Here is a 22,131-nt window from a genome sequence, read left to right as displayed (position 1 = left end):
GGACAAAGACAATCCCCTACCAGCCCCGGTGGCTGGACCTCTGGACCATAAAGGGTAGGGTTCAGGCCAATGGTTGTGCGAGAACCATTGGCTTTTTTTGCTATTAGCGGCTGTGTTTCCGTTTGATCATTCGGTTTTTTGGGTTAGCGTTTAGGTTTACTGATTTTTACATCCCCTGCCGGTGATGATTACCTGCCCTTCCACCACTTCGTAGGAAGCACCGATGGATTGGGTAATGACATCCAGCTTCTGAAATAAAGTCTCTTCGGTGAGCGAGGCGGTGAGCTGGCAGTCCGCCAGCAGTTCGGCGTTGTAGATAATGTCGATGCCGTACGTGGCCTTCAGTCGCTCCAGCACGCTGACGACCGGCGTTTCGTCAAACACGAAGCTTACGACCGTGTGCTTACCGGCAGGCAGCAGCGCCGGTCTGTCGACGATGGTTTTGGTAAACTGCTCGCTTTCCAGCGAGAACACCACCTGCTGATTCGGCTGCAGCAGCACGCCATCCAGCGCCTGCCGGGTCGGCCGTAAATCCTGGGTGGCCCTGCGGTAGACGCTGACCTGCCCCTGCTCCACCTGAACCACCACGTCGCCGGCCTGTTCATACGCTTTCACCACAAAGCGGGTTCCGAGTACTTTGGTGACGACCTTGCCGGCAAACACATAAAAGGGCTTGGCCGGGTTCTTCGTGACGTCGAACGTGGCTTCGCCCACCAGGTATAGCGTGCGGTGTTCCCGGTTAAAGTCCGGAGCGTAACTAAGCCGGCTCTGCGGGGCCAGCCAGACCTGAGAGCCATCCGGCAGCGAGACTTTTTTGGGCTGTGGCGAGGGGTTCACCACTTCGGTTTTGGTGGCGGGCAACAAGGCAACCTGCTCTTCGTAGGAAGCGCCCGCTGCGGAGGAGGTCCGGCGATACCACATCGAGAAGACCAGCACGAGCGCGAGGCAGGCCGCGGCCGCGCCCAGAAGCCAGGGGGAGCGCCAGAGGGGAAGCGTCAGGGTCGTCTCCGCTTTGGTCACCTGGGCGTTGGTCGCCAGGATGCGGGCGAGCAGGCGGGCCTCCGCTTCTTCGGAAAGATAGGTACGGGTATAGTCCGACAGCCCCAGACGCACGGCTTCCAGCAGGTGAACCGCCTGCTCCCAATCCTCCTTTTTGTCGGCATTTTTCTGCAGCCATTCCGCCCAGAAGTGAGTCGACTGGTCGGTGGGCGTCAACTGGTGTTTCAGGAAGGCGTCGTCACAAACAAAGTCCGCTGATGTAAAGTGTTGGTAGGCTGCGTCCACAAAACAGGCTTTTTTTGCCTGTAGATGACACAAGCCCGGCTTCCATACTCAGATAAACTAAAAAAAACTTGAAAATAGTACAACTTAGGCGATCAGCCACTGCCGGAGCTTTTCTACCGCTCTGAAAACCAGGTTCTGCGCCGATTGCCGGTTGATGGTGAGCACTTCCGCGATTTCGGTGTAATCCAGTTCCTCCACAAACCGCAGCCGGACGGCTTCCTGCTGGCGGGGCGGCAGCTGGTTGATGAGCTTCTGAACGAGTTCCTTCCGGTTTGTGGACTCCTGCTGTTCCGTAAAAATCTCTTCGGAGGAAGGCTCGGCCCAGAGGTCATCGAAATCCAGGTTATTCAGGGACTGGAACGGTCGTTCTTTGCGTTGGAGCAGGTGAATCATGCGCGTTTTCAGCGCCTTCAGGAGGTAGTAGCGTATGTTGTCCGGACACGTCAGGCGGGTCCGCTTCACCCAAAGCTCGGCAAAAACATCGTGAATACAATCCAGCACAAACGCTTCAGAGATAGGCGTAAGGCTCATCCCGTAGCGGTACATGGGTCGAATATGGACCCTGTAGATCCGGGTATAGGCCTCTTCGTCGCCCTGCTGGAACGCCTGCCAAACCTGAACGTCTTCTGCGTTGAATGACACGATGAGCGATTAATTTAGGTAATGCATGAATCCCGGTATCCCAAAGATCAGCCATTATTTTTGCTCCTAAAGCTCCCAAACACGCCTGGAAAGCAGGAATCAACCGCCTACTGCGTGGTATTCCCGGTTTCTGACGGATGTGTTTTGGAATTGGGCCAGCGAAGCGCTACGGTAAAGTTAGAGAATAGCAACCGCCAGCCCTCCTGTTCTCTCCTATAGGCGGGAATTAAGTTTTAAACTCTTCAAAAGGGAACATGCTTTTCCCTGCCAAATGGAAATTTGGGGGGCCTTTCGGGGATCCGTCGGGAGAAGCCAGCGGTGGCCGGGTGGGGTCTGGAAGGGATCGCTTATTGAGCGGACAAGCCCAATGCCTACTTTTTCAGGATTCCGTTTTCAACGCTGTCATTAAGGAGCTGCTCTGCGTATTGCCAGATTCGGGTGGAGCCCTTTTGGATGACTTGTTTTTTGGCATACACCCTTTCATAGGTCACGCCGAACTCATTCCAGGTACCGCCGTTATTCGACGTGTTCTGAAGCAGGGGTTCGAGGCGGTCCATGGTCCGGGCAAATTTAGCTTCAGGGGTTTGCCCTTCTTCAAACTCCTCCCAGATGGCTATCAGCTCACGGGCCTGAGCATCGGGCAGCAACCCAAAAATCCGCTCGGCCGCGACTCTTTCCTCTTCGGTATTGTCGTGGCTTTTCTGGGTGTCATAAATAAAGGTGTCACCCGCGTCTATTTCGACAATATCATGGATCAGCAGCATCTTGATTACCTTGAGCAGATCAACCGGAAAATTGGCGTGCTCGACTAAAACCAGGGCCATCAGGGAGAGGTGCCAGCTGTGTTCCGCATCGTTCTCGTTGCGGTCACTGTTAAAGAGCTTCGTCCTGCGGAGGATGTATTTAAGCTTGTCTACTTCCTTGATGAACTCCAGTTGCTTTGAGAGATTCGTCGTTTCCATCGGTCTGGTTTTGATGATTGGGCAAAATTGAGCCCTGGGACGGCAAACACAATTGTCAATTGGCAAGAAATGCGGTCAGAGGATTTTTTTCCGAATCCGACTCAGCGACGAGGGAGTGATGCCCAGATAAGAGGCCAGCATCGTGAGCGGAATCCGATTGGCCAGTCCCGGGTAATGGTCCAGAAAATTCAGATACCTTTCCTGGGCATCCTGCACCAGCATATTACTGGTAAACTTCAATTTATTTTCGAGGACGTGCGACGTAATTTTAGCGAAGATATCGTGCCAGCCGGGAATGAGCCGGGAAAGCTCGGTAAAGTCTTCTTTGGAGAATACCAAAAGCCGACAATCCGTAATGGCTTCAATGTACTCCGCTGACGGAATCTCATCCCGAAAACTGCTGATATCCACGACCAGTCGGTTCTCGTAGACAAAGTACCGGGTGAAGCTGTCGCCCCGTTTATCGTAGTAACAAACCCGGAAAACCCCGTCCGTTACGAATCCCAGGGAAGTAGCAATTTTTCCGGCCTCGGCAAAGTAAGCTCCTTTGACAATCGTCCTGAGTTTGGCCCTGGCCCGGATCAACTCCCGTTGTTGCGGGTCCAGGTAGCCAAACTGCAGCAAATAGGTAAAGAGTTCTTCCATCGACCAAAGTTAGTTCGTTATGCGATATGGCATCAGGTAAGACTATGAGCACGGCAAGTCCGCCAGGGGCAGAAACAAACCAACTCCGTCCAATATGTCGCCAATAAGCCCCATCCACCCATCGGTTTAACGAGCGTATCAGCCACCCACCGCTCAGCAGGAAAGCGGCCTGCGAGAGGAAAAGCAGGCGGGAACCGGCTATGCCCCCAGCGTATGTTCCCGGTAAAGATGCTGCCGAAATGCCGCGCTGTCGGGTGCCTGCCGATACGGCCCGTAGCAAGCTCAGTCAGGGAGGTGCTTTTAGCACATATCTTCCAACCGACTCCTAAGCTTACCTGATACTTAAGCCTGTTTCTTGCGCTGGTAGTAGCGACGAGCCTTCTCGTTAGACCCACAGGACTGCATATCGCACCACTTCCGCCGGTGGTTCTTGGTGGTATCCAGAAAAAACCAGGCACAGCCTCCGCATTGCTTAATCAGCGACTGGTCCTGAGTGCTCAGCAGGTTGTAGGCCGATAAGCAAAAGACCCAGACCGCCTGCATGAGTTCGCTTTGGGGATGTTCCTGGCTCCGTACCAGCTTGTTGGCCTGCGGTAAAAACCCCTGTCTGTCCAGGGCTTCATTGATAAACCCGTTGAAGGTTTTCAAAACCGAGACCGAAACGTTGTCTAACGTACCCTCCACCAAAGCGGCAAAAATAGTCAGCATAGACTGCCTGAACTGACGGGCTTTGAGCAGTACCCGCTCAGCCTGGCGGGAATCTTCTTCGGCTGATCGCTCCAGGGCGGTGAGGGTATCAGCACTCAGCAGGGATAACCGGCGGACCAGAGTCAGCAGATCCTGGTAGGTGTGCAACCGCTCTACAGGCTCATCAAATTCAAGTGCCGTGTTCACCAGGTCAAGACACGCAGCTCCGCCCAGAAGGTCCATCCGGGTTATCGTACTCAGCTTTGGCATACGCTAAAAGGAACGTGGGATTTATTACCTGCAAAACAATTTTAGACGGTTATAAGTTTTGTGAAATATTTCACACCCTTAAAAGCCACTTAGACGGTAAGCTTATGAAAACAGATGCAGCTCCGAAGGGGTGGCTGGTGCTGGCGTTTATCGCAATTTATTTTGTTTGGGGCACTACTTACCTGGCCAACCTGTTTGCGCTCGAAGCCATGACACCCTTTATCATATCAGCCCTTCGCTACGTGGTCGCAGGCTTGTTGCTGGCGACTCTGGCTTACGGTAAAGGGCAAGCGTTTCCCAAGAGGAAAGAGCTTCGGGACTTAGCGATTAGTGGTACACTCATGCTCGCAGGCGGCTCAGGTCTGGTTGTCGTGGCCGAGCAGTATATCTCATCCGGTTCCGCTGCGGTTATTGTCGCCACGGAGCCGCTTTGGTTCGTGCTTTTGGACCGCCGCCGCTGGAGACTGTATTTTAACGATAGAAAAATGATTACGGGTCTGTTATTGGGCTTTTTGGGGATTGTTCTGTTCACCCGATTTACACCCATGCACTCCCCTCAGGGAAGCCCGTCAGGAAGTCCGCTTCTGGGGACGATGATTGTGCTGGCGGGCGTGATCCTGTGGGTAATCGGGACCTTGTTCGCATCGCGGCGGATAAAGCCGAACGCTTATACGCTTTGGCATCCAACGGCCCAGTTACTGGCAGCGGGTATTTTTGCCGGCCTGATTGCCGGGCTGGCTGGCGAGTGGACGGTCTTCGATTTCCGGGAAGTGTCGGGGCCGTCCTGGGGAGGGCTAGGCTTTCTCATCCTCTTCGGTTCGCTCATCGGCTACCTTGCCTACGGTTGGCTGGTGACCGTCCAGCCCCCTGCGCTGGTCAGTACCCATACGTATGTCAACCCGCTGGTGGCGCTGCTGATGGGCTGGCTGTTTGTCGGGGAACCCATCGCCAGCCAGCAATTGATGGCCCTGGCGGTGGCGCTGCTTGGGGTCGTTCTGACTCAGACGAGTAAAGTCCATGCCGAGGCCCATTACGACGGAGAGGGTGAGGTTGAAACTCATTCCTAAACTAGACCTCTCCCCTGGTAAAGAAAGTGAAACTGTTAGCTCAAGTCATCCCTTAACGTCGAGCAGGTAGCCCAACTAACTCATGCGGCCATAGCGACGATCCAGGGGTGGATGAGTTAGCGACTCATTCCTCACCATAGGAAAGGGAAGCGGTTATACTTTTTCGAGGAGAATATCCTGGAATGGCGGTATGGGCCGTGGCTAACGAGCCAACAAGCTGAGGAGGGTTTGGCACAAAATCATGCCAGTTGTGGCCTCACCCTACCGCCTTTGCATTTCCATTAATCCCTTCAATGATTGAAAATAGCTGCGTGGACCGATCATCAAACAGATTCACTACGCCTCCACTGTCGATGTCCGTAAACGGTTGTTTGAAAAGGACTTTCAGCTCAATGGTGCCGTTTTCGGCCAGGTATTCGATGAGGGTATTCAGAAAGGTCTGCTGAGCGACCGTCAGAGAGCCCGCCTCCAGAAACGCGGAGAACGCTTCCTTGGCGGCCGTGACGTCCAGTCCTACCAGACTACGGACAAATTCCCCCAGCGGCCGCTCCCCCAGCACCTGCGTAAACTGCTCGCGGGATTCCAGACCGGTCTCCTCAAACAACATCCACTCCAGTTCTCCCAGTTCGGCCTCGGTAATCGGCGTATTGAAGCGCAGCTTCCGGATGGTGAGGTGATTGCTGTTTTTACGGATGATGCTTTCCATGCGGTCGCGGTACGCTTCGCTGCTGGCGTAGCCCACCAGGTGCTCGTGGACCTCTTCAGGACCGCTGATTTCGTCCGTGAAGTTGGTGTAGATCGGCTCCCGGGTATCCTTATCCAGATAGCGCACCAGCCCCCGGCCGGTCAGACGGATGGGTTCCAGCGACCCAACCGGTACGGCGGGCCAGAAATCTTCCTTACTCCACTGTTCCAGCTGGGGCATTTGCCGGGCCACTTCGGGCACGCTCCCTTTCTTCTGCAGGCCCCGGGCTACCCGCTGAATGCGAGCCGTGAGGGCGGCCTCCTGCCGGCCCTGACCACTCAGCCGGGCCAGGGCGGTTTGCAGCACCAGCAGGTCGAAACGGCGGGCAGATTCGTCGCTGCGTTCGTCGCGCACCAGCGGGGCAACATGCGTGCGCAGGGCCGTCACATCCGCCTCATCCAGCACCCGCCAGCGGGCGGCATCCTTGTAATGGCTTACGACTTCCCATTGCTGCCGGACCAGAAAGGAATCTTCGTCCAGCGCCTGTACCTGCCCGTGCAGGGTTTCCCGTACTTCCTCCCGGAAGGCCAGCAGGTCGCCGGTCGCCTCATCGGGAATGGCCCGCACGATGCGCAGCCGCGTTAGGAAAATCTGCTCGCTCAGGCTCGGCGGAACGGGCGTATCGCGTTCTTCGGTTTGCTGGCTGAAGAAACTGAAGTTGTCGCAGAAATCGAAAATATAGAAAAACTCCTTGTGCCGCCCGGGTCCGAAGAGGTGGGGCCGCAGCCGGGTGCCCCGGCCGATCATCTGCCAGAACTTGGCCCGCGACATCACCCGCTTGAAAAACACCAGATTGACTACCTCCGGAATATCGATGCCCGTGTCGAGCATATCAACCGAAACGGCAAGCTGAAATTCGTTTTTCTTTTCGTCAGAAAACTCGTCGATGAGCTTCTGGGATTCGACCGCCCCGAGCGAGTAATCGATCAGTTTACAGAAATGCCCCCGCAGGTGCGGAAAAAGGAGGTCGAACCGCTGCACAATGTATTCGGGATGGGCGTGATTTTTGGCAAAAATGATGGATTTGCCCAGGCGGTCGCCCCCTTCGATTTTCTGGCCTCGCTCCATGAGGTAGAGCAGTACCTTGTCGACGGTGTCCTGATTGAAAAGCCAGGTATTCAGTTCGTCGGGGTCGAAGCCGTCCGGCACGTTGCCGTTCTCGTCGCCGAAGGTTTCCTCGTATTTTTCTTTTTCTTCCTCCGAAAGGTCGTCGTAGCGGATGCCCTGCCGGGGAAATTTCAGCGGGACCGCCACGCCTTTGTAAGGCCGCAGGTAGCCATCAGCCACGGCCTGACTCAGCGAGTAGTCGTAGGTTGGTTCGTGCTGGGGCAGATCGAAAAAGGTGAACGTATCGCGGTCGGTTTCGTCTTTGGGCGTGGCCGTCAGTCCCACCAGCAGGGCGTCGAAATATTCAAAAATGGCGCTGTATTTTTTGTAAATGCTGCGGTGTGCTTCGTCGATGATGATCAGGTCGATATAGCCTATTCCCAGCGTCCGCTGGTCACCGCTCCAGAGAGCGTCGATGCGGTTCAGAACGGTCTGGTACGTTGAGAACACCAGATGCGCCCCGGCGATTTCGTCCTCTTCCAGCAGGTTGACGCCCGTCAGGTGGGGTACATAGCGACCGAAGCTGTTACAGGCCTGTCGCACCAGCGACCGACGGTCGGCCAGAAACAGCACCCGCTTGATCCAGCCCGCCCGCATCAGCACATCCACCAGTGCGGCGGCGGTGCGGGTTTTGCCGCTGCCGGTGGCCATTACCAGCAGGGATTTTCGAAAGCCTTTCCCGAAATGTTCGCCCACGGCCGCAATGGCCGCTTTCTGATAATAGCGGTCGGCAATGGTTTTGTTGACTTTCTGAGTAGCGAGGGGTTTAGCCTCCTGGCGACGGGCAATGAGCCGCTCCATTTCATCGGGCGTATGAAACCCCTGCACGGGTCGGGGTGGATAGCGCCGGTCGTCCCAGAAATGGGTCTGAAAGCCGTTGGTGTAATAAAGCAGCGGCCGACGACCGTGTTTTGCTTCCAGCGCGTCGGCGTACCGGATGGCCTGCCGCTGGCCTTCTTTGGCATCACGGGTGGTACGCTTGGCCTCCACCTCCACCAGCGGAAGCCCGTCGTCCCCCCGTAGCACGTAATCCGCCCGGTCGGCGACGGTCAGCACCTCCTCCACGGTCACATTTTTTCCGATTTGCCAGCCCGCCTCCCGCAGCAGCCGGTCGATGTACAACTCGCGGGTCTGCTGTTCGCTCAGCACGCCGGTATAAGTCCGCAGGGGTTGGTTGCGGTCTTCCAGCTGGGCTTTCAGGCGTTCTATTTCGGCTTCTCTGGCTTGCAGCAGCGCCTGACTGATCTGAATGGTCTGTTCCTGCTCCGCCTGCAACTGACGAAGCTCCTCCCGTTCGTCGGCGGTCAGGTAGCGGGGCTGGGTGGGCAGCAGACTTTCGTCGAAGCCGGCCGACGGGGCCGCACTGCGGATATAAAGCCGGTCGAAAAGGGTAGCGAAGCCGAACAGCACCTTCAGCATCGGCAGGGAGTCGGCCGGGCTGAAATGGGCCTGGACGGCGTGGAAGGCCTGATTGCCGGTGTTTTTCAGCAGATGAGGCTGCTGATACAATTCCGAAGACAGGGTTTTCCGAAAAGCCGGGTGCTTGAGCAGGTTTTCAGCGTCTGGTCTTTGGGTTCGGCGGGCAGGTGCTCCGTCAGACGCGGGTCGTTGGCATACTGCCAGAAAACGAGCTGTTCGAGCGCCTTGCGGGCGTAAATCAGCGCCATTTCCGGCTCAAGGTGGGTGTATTTCTCGGCTTTGTGGGCCGTTTCAAAAATCAAAGGGTGGGTCGGGGACAGAAACGTAAAATTCGAACTCATGGATCGCTTTCGGTGCCGGGGCTGATAAACCCTCTAATAAAACAAATTAAGGCGAATCGCCCCCCGGCAGGTTACCGGTTTTTTGTGAACGGCAACAGGCGAATCACACGGTTATCAGGTGGTGCCAATCGATTTAGTAGGGTGAGAAAAAGAAGCGAAAAAGGGTAAAAACAGGCAAAGAAAGGGTAATTTACCCGTGGTACCGGGGTTACTTCAGAGGCAGTTTTGCGATCTCTGTTAGTAATCTTCATACATTCATGAATCCGTTTACCAAACTGTCACCCGTGCAATGGTTCCGGTGGATTCTGGGAATACTCACCTTCCTGGCCACTCTTTACCTTTTACTCCACTGGCTCCTTCCGGCAGGCCGGTCCAAAACCAAACTAACCCGGTCCGATATTGCCATCCTGAGCAGTATCCTCGCTACGCAGCCCGACAGCACCTTACTGAAGGACTCTGACCCGTCGGATACGACCCGCAGGAAAACGGCAGCCACTCCGTCGGCACCCGGTTCGCAGACAACGGGCTCCTCCTCAACCGCTACCGACGACAGGCTGACGCCGCTTCAGCGTGGGCGCATACTGGGCTACATCGCCGCCACCTACGAGCTGGAAAAATCCGATTCGCTGGTGGTCAATAACTGGATCAGGCTGTTCGACAAGCGTTCGGACCTTATCCGGTCGCTCAGCAATTTCGTCTTTCCGGTGCGGTCCTACTTCTGGCTATACGACGGCAGCCTGTACGCCGAGATCATCTTCTGGACGTGGTTCGGCCTTATTGCCAGCCTGCTCTACAGCGTCTCGGAAGCCCTTCGGGGCGGGGTGAAGGCTTTCGACCGCAACGAAATCTGGGTCCATATCGCCAAGTTTTTCTACGCGCCGCTCTGTGCGCTGGTCATCTTTCTGGGGTTGAGTCTGGCTATTGGCGAAAAGGAGGTGATCGAGCGCATCGAATACAGTCCCAATCAGGTGCTGGTGGCGTTTCTGATGGGCTTCTTCTCCGGGCGGCTTATCGAACTCCTGCAGGGACTCAAAAACCTGGTCTTTCCGGGCGGGGCAGGCACTCCGGAGGCGGAAAAGGCCACACCTGCCGAAAAGACCGCCTCGCCGGAACCGACCGCCGACGACATCCGCAAGGCCATCGAGGAGCTTGGTCCGGGGCTGCGGCTTCAGTTCCCGAATGTGGTCGGCCTCGCGCTTCAGACCAAACAGACGGCCGGACAACCCACCGGACAACTCTCGATCCTGTTTGAGGTCCGGCAAAAGGTGGCCGGCATCACCACCGGAAAAATTCCGGATACCCTTCCTTTTACCACGCCAGACGGACGCCGGGTGCTGATTCCTACCGACGTGCAGGAAGTGGGCGACATCCGGTTTGCGGCCTACACTCCCGGCAACCCGATCCACAGTAACCTGCCCACCGCTCCCGGCGGCAGCATCCGGCGGCAGTCCCTGACCAACTGGGGCACGCTGGGCCTGCGCCTGCGGGGCAATCAGAAAGACTACGTGCTGTCGTGCTACCATGTGCTTTGCGCCGATTTGCTACAGGCCGGGACCACGTCGGTAGCCAACCAGACCAATTTGCCGGTGGTGGCACCGGGCACAGGAGGCAGCCCGGCACCCATCGGGAGCGTCACCGACGGCCGTTTTGACCCGGAATCCGACTTTGCGCTGGTCGAGTTGACCAACGCGGCGGCGGTGGGCCGGTTTCCGGCCGGTCAGACCCAGGGTTTCTTCGACATCCTGTTTCAGCCGGGAGATTCGCTGGTGGGGCGCACGGCCGTCATGATCGGCGCGAAGTCCAACCGGCAGGAGGGGAAAATTCTGGCCCCGTATCAGGAGGGCGACTTCATCCTGCCCGGCCTGACGGCCAAATCGATGAAAGGACTCATCAAGACCGAACGCCTTGCCGACGAAGGCGACTCGGGAGCGGCCGTCTTTATTGAAGAAAACAACCGCAAACGGGTGGTCGGGATTCTGATCGGGTTCAGCAACGAGGCGTCGTATGTGATGCCCGTCAGCAAGTTCTGTTTAGACCATGGCGTTGATTTACCTTAATTTTCAATCTGTTCATTCATGAAAAGTCTGCTTACCTGCTTAACATTTGTACTGGTATTCTGCCTTTCGGAGGCATCATTCGGCCAACGGCCCGATCCCATCGTTGTGAACCAGCCGATTTCGCGTCAAGATCTCGAAAATGGAATTTCACAGCCTCTTCAGTTGCCCCCCGATCAGTACTGGAAGGCGATCAACGACGGAATCCCTATCGTTGTAAAACTCCCCGTAAATGGATTGGCGCCTGCCGATGCAACTACAATAAAGCTGGCGACTCAAAGACCCGAAAATTCGGACGCAGTTGCTGGTGGAGCCGCCCCAGAATTTAAACAGGACTGGAAACCTGGCTCACCGCTGGCATTGACGTTTGTGTTACCTAGTGGTTTAAAAAGATTAGTAATCTTAACCGAACCGCCGATAACTTCTCAGAGCCTCTCCGGCACCGCTCGGGATAAAAACGATTTTGTACTGGACTTTTGCCCGGAAGTTGAAACACCTTTTCAATTCCCTAGAAATAAAAAATGGGCCTTTCTTAATCCAGGAGACAAAACCCGGCTGGTCATACAGCACATCAATCCCCTCAGGTTTACACTCAACGTAGACGCAGCGGCGATAGCGTTTAATACAGACGCGGCGGCCGCCCGCAGTGCGGTGGACGCTGTCCTGAAACAAGCTATTATCCCTTCTTCGTCAGCCGATGAAAGTTCTATCTCAAATGAAGAAAAGGAGCTTCGGAACATATTAAACCTGTCGGCTTCGCTGGGTTCAACCATCAATAGCTTGCAGAAGCTGGAGTGTCTGACAGACCAGACGATCACTAATCTGACCAATCAATTGAAAATGGTGAGCAGGGCGCTTGCTACTTTTTCGGATGAACACTGGCTTGATATACGCATCAAATCCCTGGTCACTGCAATTGGGGCTGAAGCCGCCGCGGCGGGTAATGCTGGTGATAAACTGCGCCTGACCGAACTGGCCACCTATGCCAAACGCGAAGGCATTGCCAGCGAAATCTTCAGCCGACTTGCGCTGCTCCGGCAGGTGCCGCAGGCCACTACCCTCAGCACGCCCTGGATTAAGGCCAAAGACTACCCCAACGCCGATGTGCTGCGCTTTACGGTCTCGACCAAAAACCGCCTCGACACCACGGCCCTCGCCATTCCGCAGTACAAAGACGTCTGGATTTTGTGGCGGGCCAAGCTGGACTTCAGCGCCGGGCTGGCCCTGACCGGCCTCTACGACCGCACCATGGCCGTGAAGGATGTGGTGGTAGCGCAGACCCGCATCGTGGAAGGACAGCCGCAAACCAACGAGGTGGTACGGCAGCAGCCCATGCCCGAAGAACACGACAAGCGGTCGCTGGCGCTGGTGACGCTCGCCCATCTGCACTGGCGTACGCCGCTGTTCCGGGGTGGATTCAGCTTCGGGCCGACGCTGGGGGGCGGGGTTACTGCCAAAGGGCGGCCCCTGCTGGTGGCGGGCGGCAGTCTGCTGTTCGGGCGCAAACAACGGCTCGTGCTGACGGGCGGCTGGGCCATCGGCACCGAAAAAGTGCTCTCCAGACGCTACGACGACACCACCAATTACTTCCCGAGCGCGCCCGCCGAAAGCCTCACCTACGTAGACCGCACCCGCGCCCGCTGGTTTGCCGGGGCCACGTTCAATTTCGGGCAGAACGAAAAGAAACAGACCATCATCGGCAAGTAGCCCGGCGGGGCCGGAAGCAGGGTAAGGCCCTTCCGGCCCCTCACCCGCCAAAACTCTCCTGCAACAGCCGCCCGAACAACGCCTCGCTCGCGGCCATCTGCTGACGCATCACCGCCTTCTGCGCTTCAATCCGCTCGATAACGGCGGCGAATTGGGTTTAGAGGGAAAGAGGGGGCTGCTTAATTTTTAGCGCTTTAATAACACCTAAGTTTAGTCCATCCATAATCGCTCCTTTGTTCTGAGATTTTAGCTGATACCTTACGTCAGGGTCATAGAGAAAAGAATATGTAAGGTACATCGGTACAGCAGTGTGCTTGTTTAAAGTAATTGCTACCAAATGTTTGGAATTAATCGCTGCTGGCATGTCGTCAGGCACAACAGCAGTTCTTCCGGTTGTACCCATAATTGAAATCAAAACATCCCCAGGATAAACAGTGTATCTTTTTAGCTTTTCGTACTTCTCTTCTGTAATAAAACGAGACTTTGCCCATTCAAAGCGATTATTGACAACATTATTAATACCTAAGACGAATACTCCTTTTTCAACAAACTCACTATGAAGCAAATCACTTCCAAATGGCCCTGTCCTCATGCTTCCTTTTCCGTTTGAAATTGCTTCGATATTGACTGTAGGCCAGCGACCTTCTTCGCCGAACATATCCAGAAAAACGCTTTGGGCGAGGGCGTCGTAGTGGGCGAGCAGTTGGCGGTCTTTCTGCCGCAGGGCGTCGGCGCGGTCTAACAGGGCCGCAATCCGGCGTTGTTCGGGGAGCGGCGGCAGGGGAATTTCGATGTTGACTAGATCATCCCTTGTAACTCCTTTTATGGTTGCTCCTCGGCTGATAACCTTAAACTTTTGTAGTTTTTCCGATAACCCGTATACCAAGAATTTGCTATCAATGACTGGTTTTAAAATTAACCCCTGTAAATCCTGACTAAACGCTAATGGTTGATCATTGACAGCAACTTTTCCTAAGCCTACACGAGTGACGACAAGAACGTTTCCCGCTGGAAGTATGTCGGCACCCGCTTTTTCCGTTAAAAACTTTCGTGGTGTTACCGTAAAATGGCCTTGTACATCGGCACTTGTTATCCAAGGAATATTACCATTCCAAAAATCAGATTTCTCAGTTGAAGGAGTACCTCCACTTAATATTTTACTACAAACCTCCCCCAGCTTAACAACTTTAGTCATTTTGAGTACGAATTAATTAGCGTTTGAAAACAGGCGTTTGCCGTCTTCGGTGAGCATGTAATGACCGTTTTTCAACGCGCCTACTCCGTGAATCCATCCCGCTTCACGGAGTAGCGCAAAGTCGCGTTTTACGGTTTTTTCGGCGACACCAAATTGGTCAGCCCATTGTCTGGGTCGGGCGTCTTCTCCGGCCGCCAACCCCTCCAAAATGAGTCGCAACCGCTTCCGGGTTGCTTCATTCACCGGAAAAGGGAACGGTATAGGGATATTTACAGGGACATCCGACTCGTTTACAGGGAACATTTCCGGCTACATCCGGCTTCACGGGCTCAGGCTGGTACACCGGCAACGGCACCACCGTCCGAAAACATCCCCTTCCACAAACTGTGCGGGCCGTCCGGCATAGGTGCCCTCTGGTGTCATGGCTCCGCAGGCTTACACCGTTTCGGACGCTACGCCCGTCAGCATTTCCTCCAGCGCCTGCAAATCGGCCCCTCGCTCGGCGTCGAGGGCTTTGATGCGGGCGATGATGTCGGCGGGGGCGTCGTACTGCTTCTGTTCGTAAACGACTTCCTTGTAGCGGTTGATGCTCAGGTCGTAGAGGTTGGTGCGAATGTCCGCTACCGGCACCAGAAAACTCTGGTCGGTACGGGTGCGGGTGGTTTCGGCTTCGAGATGCCGCCAGCGGTAAACGATGTCCGGAATGTCGTTTTTCAGCGAATCCACCGTGGCCGCCTGTCCGCAGCCCGCGCAGGATGAGGGCCAGAAACAGCAGTTCGGTTTTTTTGGTGGCCACCGTCCGGACGAGGTCCGGCAGTACGTGGTCCACATCCAGCGAGCCTTTGAAGGGCGGATTGGCGAGCACCAGCGTCGCCTGGTCTTCAAAGTCGGCGTTGCCCGTGCTGAGAGCGTCCACGTCGTGGAGGCGTTCGGTTTCGATGCCGTGCAGGAGCAGGTTCATGGCCCCGATGCGGATCATGGTCGGGTCGAACTCCATGCCCATCAGCATCTGGCGGCGGTAGTGTTCCTGGGTCGTCGGTTTGAGCAGCGCCTGGGCGTGTACCTGCCCGACGTACTCGCCCGCCGTGACCAGAAAGCCCGCCGAACCCGCCGACGGGTCGCAGACCACATCCTCGGGCGAAGGCCCCATCAGGGCAACCATCATCTTGATGATGTGGCGGGGCGTGCGAAACTGTCCGTTCTGGCCCGCCGTGGCGATTTTGGACAGCAGGTATTCGTAGACGTCGCCCTTCGTATCCCGGTCTTTCATCGGGATGTTGGCCAGCAGGTCCACCACCTGTCCCAGCAATTGGGGCGTCGGAATCATGAACGTCGCCCCTTTCATGTAGCGGCTAAAGGCCGAGTCGGCGCCCAGGCTGCGGATAAAGTCGAACACGCCGTCGGGCATCGTAAAGAGGCGGTAGAGCTCGTTGGGGTCTTTGTCTTTGAAGCGGCTCCAGCGGAGGGCGTACTGTTCGGGCCCGTAGACCGGGGTTTCGATGGGTTCGCCGGTAAAGTTGGCCTGCTGTTCTTTCAGGGTCTGGCTTTCGTCGAGTCGCCGCAGGAAGAGCAGGTAGGTAATTTGTTCGATAACGGTGAGGGGGTTGGAAAGGCCGCCGGTCTAGAAGGCTTCCCAGACTTTATCAATTTTTGAGCGTAGATCGCCGGTGAGCATAGCAACAACAAAGGAGATAATGCGCCGAAGCGGGTGAATATATAAGGGAACAAATCTGGCAAAATAGTCGCGGAAAGGAAAGACCTTTCCAAAAGAAGTGAGTAAAGCCGGTTAGGTACCTGCCATAAAAAAAGCCACTTAGCAGGAAGAAGCTAAGTGGCTGATTTTCACTGTGGGCCCACCAGGGCTCGAACCTGGGACCACCTGATTATGAGTCAGATGCTCTAACCGACTGAGCTATAGGCCCTGACTGCGGTTGTGGCCGCAAATCATCGACAAAGGTACAAAATTTTGCCTTTCGGCCAAGCCCCTCCGGACCGAATCTCGTCCGCTTCCGCGCCAAATCCGCATCGCTCGTACCATTCAAAAGATTTTTTGAAGCGCATCCCGGCAGTCGGTGGTTGTCTTTAGTATCAACGTTAGAAACGACACCTATGCTCGCAATGAACTACCGCGGCCCGCAACGGGTCCGCATCGACCACAAACCCATGCCCGAAATCCTCCACCCCGAGGACGCCATCGTTCGGGTAACCCGTTCCTGCATCTGCGGGTCCGATCTGCACCTCTACAACGGCAACGTTCCCGATACCCGGGTGGGCACCACCTTTGGTCATGAGTTTGTCGGTATCGTGGAAGAAGTGGGGCCGGAAGTCCATAACGTGAAGGTCGGCGACCACGTGCTCGTGCCTTTCAACATCGCCTGCGGCCGGTGCCACTTCTGTCAGCAGGGCCTCTACGGCAACTGCCACGAGTCGAACCCCGAGGCTACTGCGGTGGGCGGCATTTTCGGCTATTCGCACACGGCCGGCGGCTACCACGGCGGACAGGCCGAATACGTGCGCGTGCCGTACGCCAACTTCGGCCCGACGGTCATTCCGGAAGGGATGGACCTGGACGATGCCGTGATGCTCACGGACGTGGTCCCGACGGCCTACCAGGCCGCCGAAATGGGCGGCATCCAGCCCGGCGATACGGTCGTCGTTTTCGGCGCCGGCCCGGTCGGCATCATGGCGGCCCGCTGCTCGTGGCTGTTCGGAGCCGGACGGGTCATCATCATCGACCATGTCGAATACCGGCTTGAGTTTGCCAAAAACTACGCGCACTGCGAAGCCTATAACTTCAAGGAAATGGACGACGTGGTCCTGTTCCTGAAAAAGGAAACCGACTGGATGGGAGCCGATGTCGTCATCGATGCCGTGGGCGCCGAAGCCGCCGGCGACGCCATGCAGACCATCACGGGCCGCAAAATGCTGCTGCAGGCCGGGTCGGCCACGGCGCTGCACTGGGCCATCAACTCCGTCAAGAAAGGCGGAATTGTCTCCATCGTGGGCGTCTACGGACCGACGGGCAACCTGATTCCGATCGGTAACGTCGTCAACAAAGGGCTGACCATCCGGGCCAACCAGGCGTCGGTCAAAAAGCACCTGCCGCGCCTGATCGAGCACATCCAGAACGGCATTCTGAACCCGAAAGGGCTGATTACGCACCGCGTGCCGCTGGAAGAAATCTCGGACGCCTACCGCATTTTCTCGGACAAACTCGACAACTGCATCAAACCCGTGCTGATTCCGCCCAGGGCGGCGTAAGGGGGTTTTCAGTTTACAGTTTTCAGTTTTCAGTTTAGGGTTTATGGGGGGCACCGCTATAAACTATAAACCTTAAACTATAAACTGTACACCATAAACTACCAATTCATTAAACAACCAACGTATGGAAACGACCATCGCTCCGGTAAATGCCAAAAATCCGGATTTCAAAAATATTCCCGGCTGGGGCATCGACGCCGACCCGAAAAACGACCCGACTTACCCGATGAAAGATCGGACCGATGCCGAACAGACAGGCTACAGCTGGGAGCGCCCGGCGCAGCAGCCCGTCAACATCGAGGTGCTGCACTCCAACGAGCGGCCCAACGTGAGCGCCGTCTTTGGGACGGCTTCACCGCCGTCGGGCCTGAGCGGGCAAATCCGCCGGTATGCCTTCCAGTACAGCGAAAGTAAATTTCGCCACTGGCTCCCGCTGATCGTTGCCGACCGCGTCAACGTGGTGGAAGGCATCGTGGAAGACATCCGCAACGGCAAAATCCCGAATTTCTTCGCCGAAAAAGGCTACAAAGCCATGTGGAAGCACAACCCGAAAGGACTGGCCACTAACATAGCCATCACCGTCGGCGTCGCCACCCTCGCGTACCTGTGGTTGTCAGGGGGGAGAAATCGTTCAAGAGATTAAGGTTTATCGTTGAAGGTTTAAGGTTTAACGTTGAAGGTATAAGGTTGAACGCGGCTCCGCTTTCCCAAGAACTCGTAAAGAGGCGAAGCTACGTTACACGTTAAACCTTCAACGATAAACCATTATCTTTGCCCAAAACACCCCATCACCGGTTTGGCCAGTTCCAACAAGAAAAAGATTTTTAACGATCCCGTTTACGGGTTTATCACCATTCCCAGCGACCTCATCTACGATCTGGTCGAACACCGTTATTTTCAGCGGCTGCGGCGCATCAAGCAGCTCGGTATGTCGGAATTCGTGTATCCGGGAGCGCTGCATACCCGTTTTCACCACGCGCTCGGGGCCATGCACCTGATGGGGCAGGCCATCCAGGCTTTGCGCGGCAAAGGACATCTCATTACCGAGGCGGAGTGCGAAGCCGTTCAGGCCGCCATCCTCCTGCACGACCTTGGACACGGCCCGTTTTCCCACGTCCTGGAACACACCATCCTCAACGGGGTTCACCACGAAAGTCTGTCGCTGCTGCTGATGCAGGACATCAACTGGGAGTTCGGCGGGGCGCTGACGCTGGCGATCCGGATGTTTGAGGGCACGTACGAGCGGCCTTTCTTCCACCAGCTTATTTCGAGCCAGCTGGACATGGACCGCATGGATTACCTCAACCGCGACTGTTTTTACACGGGCGTGGCCGAAGGCACGATCGGGGCCGACCGCATCATCAAAATGCTGGACCTGGCCAAAGATGCCGGGCAGAAAGACCGGCTGGTGGTGGAAGCCAAAGGCATTCTCAGCATCGAAAACTTCCTCAACGCCCGGCGGCTGATGTACTGGCAGGTCTACCTGCACAAAACCTCGCTCTGCGCGGAAGCCATGCTGATTCAGCTTATCCGGCGGGCCCGGTTCCTCATCAGCCGGGGAACGGCGGTACCGGCCTCCCCCGCCCTGACGCTCTTTCTGAGCAGGGCCGTTACGCTGGCCGATTTTGAAAGCCATCCCGAATACCTCCAGGCCTTCTCGGAACTGGACGACTACGACATCTGGTCGGCCATCAAAATCTGGAGCCGCCACCCCGACCGGGTGCTGGCGGATCTCTGCGCGCGCATGCTCGAACGGAAACTCTTCAAGATCATCCTTTCGGACCAGCCGCTGGCCGAAGAAGTGATTCTGGACGTGCAGCAGCAGCTCGTCCGCCAGAATATTCCGTCCGACGAATTATCCTATTTTATTCACAGCGGCATTGCCACCAACGCCGCTTATCTGTCTTCGCAGGAAGCCCGTACCGACAACATTCTGATCAAATTCAAAAATGGCCGGGTGGCCGATATTGCCGACGCCTCGGACCTGCCCGGAATCAAGGCGCTGGCAAATATTGTACGTCGGTATTACGTCTGCTGGGCTAGAAATCCAATGAATAATGACCAATGAAGAATGAATAAGGAGGTTCTGCCGCAAAAGGCCCAAACCGGCTGCCCTTTCATTATTCAGTAGTCATTATTCATTATTCATCGAAATTTGTCCGAATCCTGTCAATAGTCCAATTTGTTGGCTACCTTAGCGGCTGAATTACCTGAATCTTGAAGGGTTGCTCCGGTGACCCGGCTAACTCTATGGAATTTACTATCAGGCAGATTGCGACCCTGCTAAACGGTACTACCAGCGGCGATGACTCACTGAAAATCAGCCGGGTATCTAAAATCGAAGAAGGCGGCGCGGGTAGTATATCTTTTTTATCAAATCTCAAATACGAGCCTTACTTATACACAACGGCTTCCTCGGCCGTCATTGTCGATAAGAGTTTCCAGCCGAAGCAATCTGTCCAGGCGACGCTTATTTTCGTAGATAACTCCTATTCTGCGTTTACCCAGCTGCTCGAAGAAGTAAACCGGCGCCTGAAAGAAGGCCGCTCGGGCGTTGAACAGCCTTCCTTTGCCGGGGCCGGAACCTCCTTCGGCGAGGGCGGCTACCGGGGCGCGTTCTCCTACGTCGGCGACAATTGCCGCATCGGCAGCAACGTCCGGATCTACCCGCAGGCGTACATCGGCAACAATGTCAGCATCGGCGACAATACGATTATTTACGCGGGCGTCAGGATATACGACAACACGGTCATCGGCCGGGATTGCGTTCTGCATGCCGGGGCGGTCATCGGTTCGGATGGCTTCGGCTTTGCACCCCAGGCCGACGGCACCTACCGGACGATTCCCCAGCTCGGCAACGTGGTCATTGAAGACAACGTCAGCGTCGGGGCCAATACCACCATCGATTGCGCCACCATGGGTTCGACCATCATCCGGCAGGGCGTCAAGCTCGACAACCTGATTCAGGTCGGACACAACGTCGAAATCGGCCGGAATACGGTCATTGCCGCCCAGACGGGCATTGCCGGTTCGACCAAACTGGGCGACAACTGCGTCATCGGCGGACAGGTCGGCTTTGCCGGTCACCTGGTTCTGGCCAGCGGCACCAAGGTCGGTGCCCAGTCCGGCGTCGGCAAATCCATCAAGGAGGAGGGCGTGTCGCTCAACGGCTCACCCGCCACCGAACTGAGCGAAAACATGCGCTCGCTGGCGGTTTTCCGCAAGCTGCCTTCCCTTGAAAAACGCGTCAGTCTGCTTGAAAAGAATCACAGAAATCAATACGGAAGCGAAGTGCCTGCCAACGGAAAAGTTAGTTAACCGCTTCCGGTCTCTATCGGAAAACCTATACATGAATACCAAACAGCAAACGATTCAGAAAGCGGTCTCGGTCTCGGGCGTCGGCCTTCACACGGGGGTTCAGGCGACGATGACGTTCCTGCCCGCTCCGCCCAATCATGGTTACAAGTTCCAGCGCGTGGACCTGCCTGGACAGCCCATCGTCGATGCGGACGTGGACAATGTGGTGGACCTTTCCCGCGGCACAACCCTGGAGCAGAGCGGTGCCCGTGTCCATACCGTTGAACACACCCTGGCCGCCCTGGTCGGTTTGCAGCTTGACAACATTCTCATCCAGCTCGACGGCCCCGAGCCGCCGATCATGGACGGAAGCTCCATCCGCTTCGTGGACGCCCTGCGCGACGCGGGCATCGAGGAGCAGAACGCCTACCGCAACTACTTCGAAATCAACGAGTACGTCCATTACCGGAATCCGGAAAAAGACATTGAGATTGCCGCCCTGCCGCTGAACGACTACCGCCTGACGGTGATGGTCGATTACAACTCCCGGGTCATTGCCAGCCAGCACGCCTCGCTGAACGACATCACCCAGTTTTCGGACGAGATCGCCAAGTGCCGGACGTTCGTATTCCTGCACGAACTGGAGATGCTCTACAAGCAGAACCTGATCAAAGGCGGCGACCTCACCAACGCCATCGTCATCGTGGACCGGGAAGTGGAAGAGGGCGAACTCGACCACCTGGCCCAGCTGCTCAACAAACCGAAGGTAGGCGTCAACCGGCAGGAAGGCATCCTCAACAACCTGGAACTGCATTACCCGAACGAAATGGCCCGGCACAAGCTGCTGGACCTGGTGGGCGACCTGGCCCTGATCGGGCGTCCCATCAAAGCACAGGTACTCGCGGCCCGGCCGGGTCACGCAGCCAATGTGGCTTTTGCCAAAAAAATCAAAAAATTGATCCAGAAAAACGCCGCCAATCAGGTGCCGCAGTACGATCCGAAGCAGCCGCCCGTTATGGATATCAACCGGGTTTACCAGTTGCTGCCCCATCGGTACCCTTTCCAGCTGATTGACAAAATCATCGCGCTGGATGCCAACAGCGTCACCGGAATCAAGAACGTGACGATGAACGAACCGTTCTTCCCGGGCCATTTTCCGGGCAACCCCGTCATGCCGGGTGTGCTGCAACTGGAAGCCATGGCCCATACGGGCGGAATCCTGGTCCTGAGTACCGTGCCCGATCCGGAAAACTACTGGCCGTTCCTGGCAGGCATCGACAACTGTCGCTTCCGCCGGAATGTCCTGCCGGGCGACACGATTATCTTCCGCTGTGAATTTACGTCCCCCATGAAACGGGGCATCGCCAAAATGAACGGCCGCGGATACGTAAACGGACAACTTGTCTGCGAAGCGGACATGACCGCTAGTCTTGTAAAGAAAAAATAGT

18 protein-coding genes, 1 tRNA gene and 1 pseudogene are annotated in these 22,131 nt (G+C 56.1%); 8 read left to right on the top strand and 12 right to left on the bottom strand.

Translation table 11 applies throughout. From position 1 onward, the window contains the following. Window positions 1–156 precede the first annotated feature (156 nt). The 5 genes from ORG26_RS19130 to ORG26_RS19110 form a co-directional block, all read right to left on the bottom strand. Window positions 157–1,284 (bottom strand): FecR family protein, encoded by a 1,128-nt coding sequence (locus ORG26_RS19130; RefSeq protein WP_266364629.1) that lies wholly within the window; start codon window positions 1,282–1,284, stop codon window positions 157–159. Window positions 1,285–1,368: 84 nt separating this feature from the next. Then, the gene (locus ORG26_RS19125) at window positions 1,369–1,926 is read right to left on the bottom strand and encodes an RNA polymerase sigma factor (RefSeq protein WP_266364627.1); all 558 of its coding nucleotides are present in this window, start codon (window positions 1,924–1,926) and stop codon (window positions 1,369–1,371) included. A 371-nt stretch (window positions 1,927–2,297) separates the two neighbouring features. After that, a complete protein-coding gene (locus tag ORG26_RS19120; protein ID WP_266364625.1) occupies window positions 2,298–2,888 on the bottom strand; it encodes an HD domain-containing protein in 591 nt (196 codons plus the stop codon). Window positions 2,889–2,963: 75 nt separating this feature from the next. Next, a complete protein-coding gene (locus tag ORG26_RS19115; protein ID WP_266364623.1) occupies window positions 2,964–3,533 on the bottom strand; it encodes a Crp/Fnr family transcriptional regulator in 570 nt (189 codons plus the stop codon). Between the two features lie 342 nt (window positions 3,534–3,875). Next, complete coding sequence (locus tag ORG26_RS19110; protein ID WP_266364621.1) at window positions 3,876–4,463, bottom strand: CGNR zinc finger domain-containing protein; 588 nt, start codon at window positions 4,461–4,463, stop codon at window positions 3,876–3,878. 131 nt (window positions 4,464–4,594) lie between these two features. Between ORG26_RS19110 and ORG26_RS19105 the strand changes: the two genes are divergently transcribed. Next, window positions 4,595–5,557: an EamA family transporter gene (locus tag ORG26_RS19105; protein WP_266364619.1), complete on the top strand. Its 963-nt coding sequence runs from the start codon at window positions 4,595–4,597 to the stop codon at window positions 5,555–5,557. A 256-nt stretch (window positions 5,558–5,813) separates the two neighbouring features. Here ORG26_RS19105 and ORG26_RS19100 read toward each other — a convergent pair whose 3' ends face one another. After that, complete coding sequence (locus tag ORG26_RS19100) at window positions 5,814–8,918, bottom strand: type I restriction endonuclease subunit R (RefSeq protein WP_266364617.1); 3,105 nt, start codon at window positions 8,916–8,918, stop codon at window positions 5,814–5,816. After that, a complete protein-coding gene (locus tag ORG26_RS19095) occupies window positions 8,894–9,169 on the bottom strand; it encodes a hypothetical protein (RefSeq protein ID WP_266364615.1) in 276 nt (91 codons plus the stop codon). The genes ORG26_RS19100 and ORG26_RS19095 overlap by 25 nt, the downstream gene beginning before the upstream one ends. Window positions 9,170–9,426: 257 nt before the next feature. Here ORG26_RS19095 and ORG26_RS19090 point away from each other — a divergent pair, with 257 nt between their 5' ends. Beyond that, entirely contained in the window at window positions 9,427–11,226 is a 1,800-nt protein-coding gene (locus ORG26_RS19090) for a chymotrypsin family serine protease (protein WP_266364614.1), read from the top strand. A 777-nt stretch (window positions 11,227–12,003) separates the two neighbouring features. Further along, window positions 12,004–12,930 (top strand): hypothetical protein, encoded by a 927-nt coding sequence (locus ORG26_RS19085; protein ID WP_266364612.1) that lies wholly within the window; start codon window positions 12,004–12,006, stop codon window positions 12,928–12,930. A 157-nt stretch (window positions 12,931–13,087) separates the two neighbouring features. On the opposite strand, the gene ORG26_RS19080 is transcribed toward ORG26_RS19085, so the two are convergent. The 5 genes and pseudogenes from ORG26_RS19080 to ORG26_RS19060 all read right to left on the bottom strand — a co-directional run bounded on the left by ORG26_RS19080 (window position 13,088) and on the right by ORG26_RS19060 (window position 16,047). Continuing rightward, window positions 13,088–14,125: a restriction endonuclease subunit S gene (locus ORG26_RS19080; RefSeq protein ID WP_266364610.1), complete on the bottom strand. Its 1,038-nt coding sequence runs from the start codon at window positions 14,123–14,125 to the stop codon at window positions 13,088–13,090. A gap of 12 nt (window positions 14,126–14,137) precedes the next feature. Then, on the bottom strand, window positions 14,138–14,368 hold the full coding sequence (locus ORG26_RS19075; RefSeq protein ID WP_266364608.1) for a DeoR family transcriptional regulator: 231 nt from the start codon (window positions 14,366–14,368) through the stop codon (window positions 14,138–14,140). A gap of 192 nt (window positions 14,369–14,560) precedes the next feature. Further along, window positions 14,561–14,851, bottom strand: a complete 291-nt coding sequence (locus tag ORG26_RS19070; RefSeq protein WP_266364606.1) for a hypothetical protein — start codon at window positions 14,849–14,851, stop codon at window positions 14,561–14,563. A 52-nt stretch (window positions 14,852–14,903) separates the two neighbouring features. Beyond that, window positions 14,904–15,689, bottom strand: a pseudogene (locus ORG26_RS23605) (N-6 DNA methylase); the annotation flags it as partial. Between the two features lie 284 nt (window positions 15,690–15,973). Continuing rightward, a tRNA-Ile gene (locus tag ORG26_RS19060) sits at window positions 15,974–16,047 on the bottom strand. Between the two features lie 187 nt (window positions 16,048–16,234). On the opposite strand from ORG26_RS19060, the gene ORG26_RS19055 reads away from it, so the two are divergent. The 5 genes from ORG26_RS19055 to ORG26_RS19035 all read left to right on the top strand — a co-directional run bounded on the left by ORG26_RS19055 (window position 16,235) and on the right by ORG26_RS19035 (window position 22,130). Continuing rightward, window positions 16,235–17,386, top strand: coding sequence for a zinc-dependent alcohol dehydrogenase (locus ORG26_RS19055; protein WP_266364604.1), 1,152 nt, complete (start codon window positions 16,235–16,237; stop codon window positions 17,384–17,386). A 124-nt stretch (window positions 17,387–17,510) separates the two neighbouring features. Next, entirely contained in the window at window positions 17,511–18,029 is a 519-nt protein-coding gene (locus ORG26_RS19050) for a hypothetical protein (RefSeq protein ID WP_266364602.1), read from the top strand. Between the two features lie 153 nt (window positions 18,030–18,182). Further along, window positions 18,183–19,454, top strand: a complete 1,272-nt coding sequence (locus ORG26_RS19045; protein ID WP_266364600.1) for an HD domain-containing protein — start codon at window positions 18,183–18,185, stop codon at window positions 19,452–19,454. Between the two features lie 182 nt (window positions 19,455–19,636). After that, a complete protein-coding gene (gene lpxD, locus ORG26_RS19040; RefSeq protein WP_266364598.1) occupies window positions 19,637–20,704 on the top strand; it encodes a UDP-3-O-(3-hydroxymyristoyl)glucosamine N-acyltransferase in 1,068 nt (355 codons plus the stop codon). A gap of 31 nt (window positions 20,705–20,735) precedes the next feature. Continuing rightward, on the top strand, window positions 20,736–22,130 hold the full coding sequence (locus ORG26_RS19035; protein WP_266364596.1) for a bifunctional UDP-3-O-[3-hydroxymyristoyl] N-acetylglucosamine deacetylase/3-hydroxyacyl-ACP dehydratase: 1,395 nt from the start codon (window positions 20,736–20,738) through the stop codon (window positions 22,128–22,130). Window position 22,131: the final 1 nt, after the last annotated feature.

Origin of the sequence: Tellurirhabdus rosea (genome assembly GCF_026278345.1) — a bacterium.
In the GTDB taxonomy this organism is placed as follows: Bacteria; Bacteroidota; Bacteroidia; order Cytophagales; family Spirosomataceae; genus Tellurirhabdus; species Tellurirhabdus rosea.
The sequence above is the reverse complement of the archived record's forward strand: the minus strand, read 5'-3'. Positions and strand labels throughout refer to the sequence as shown.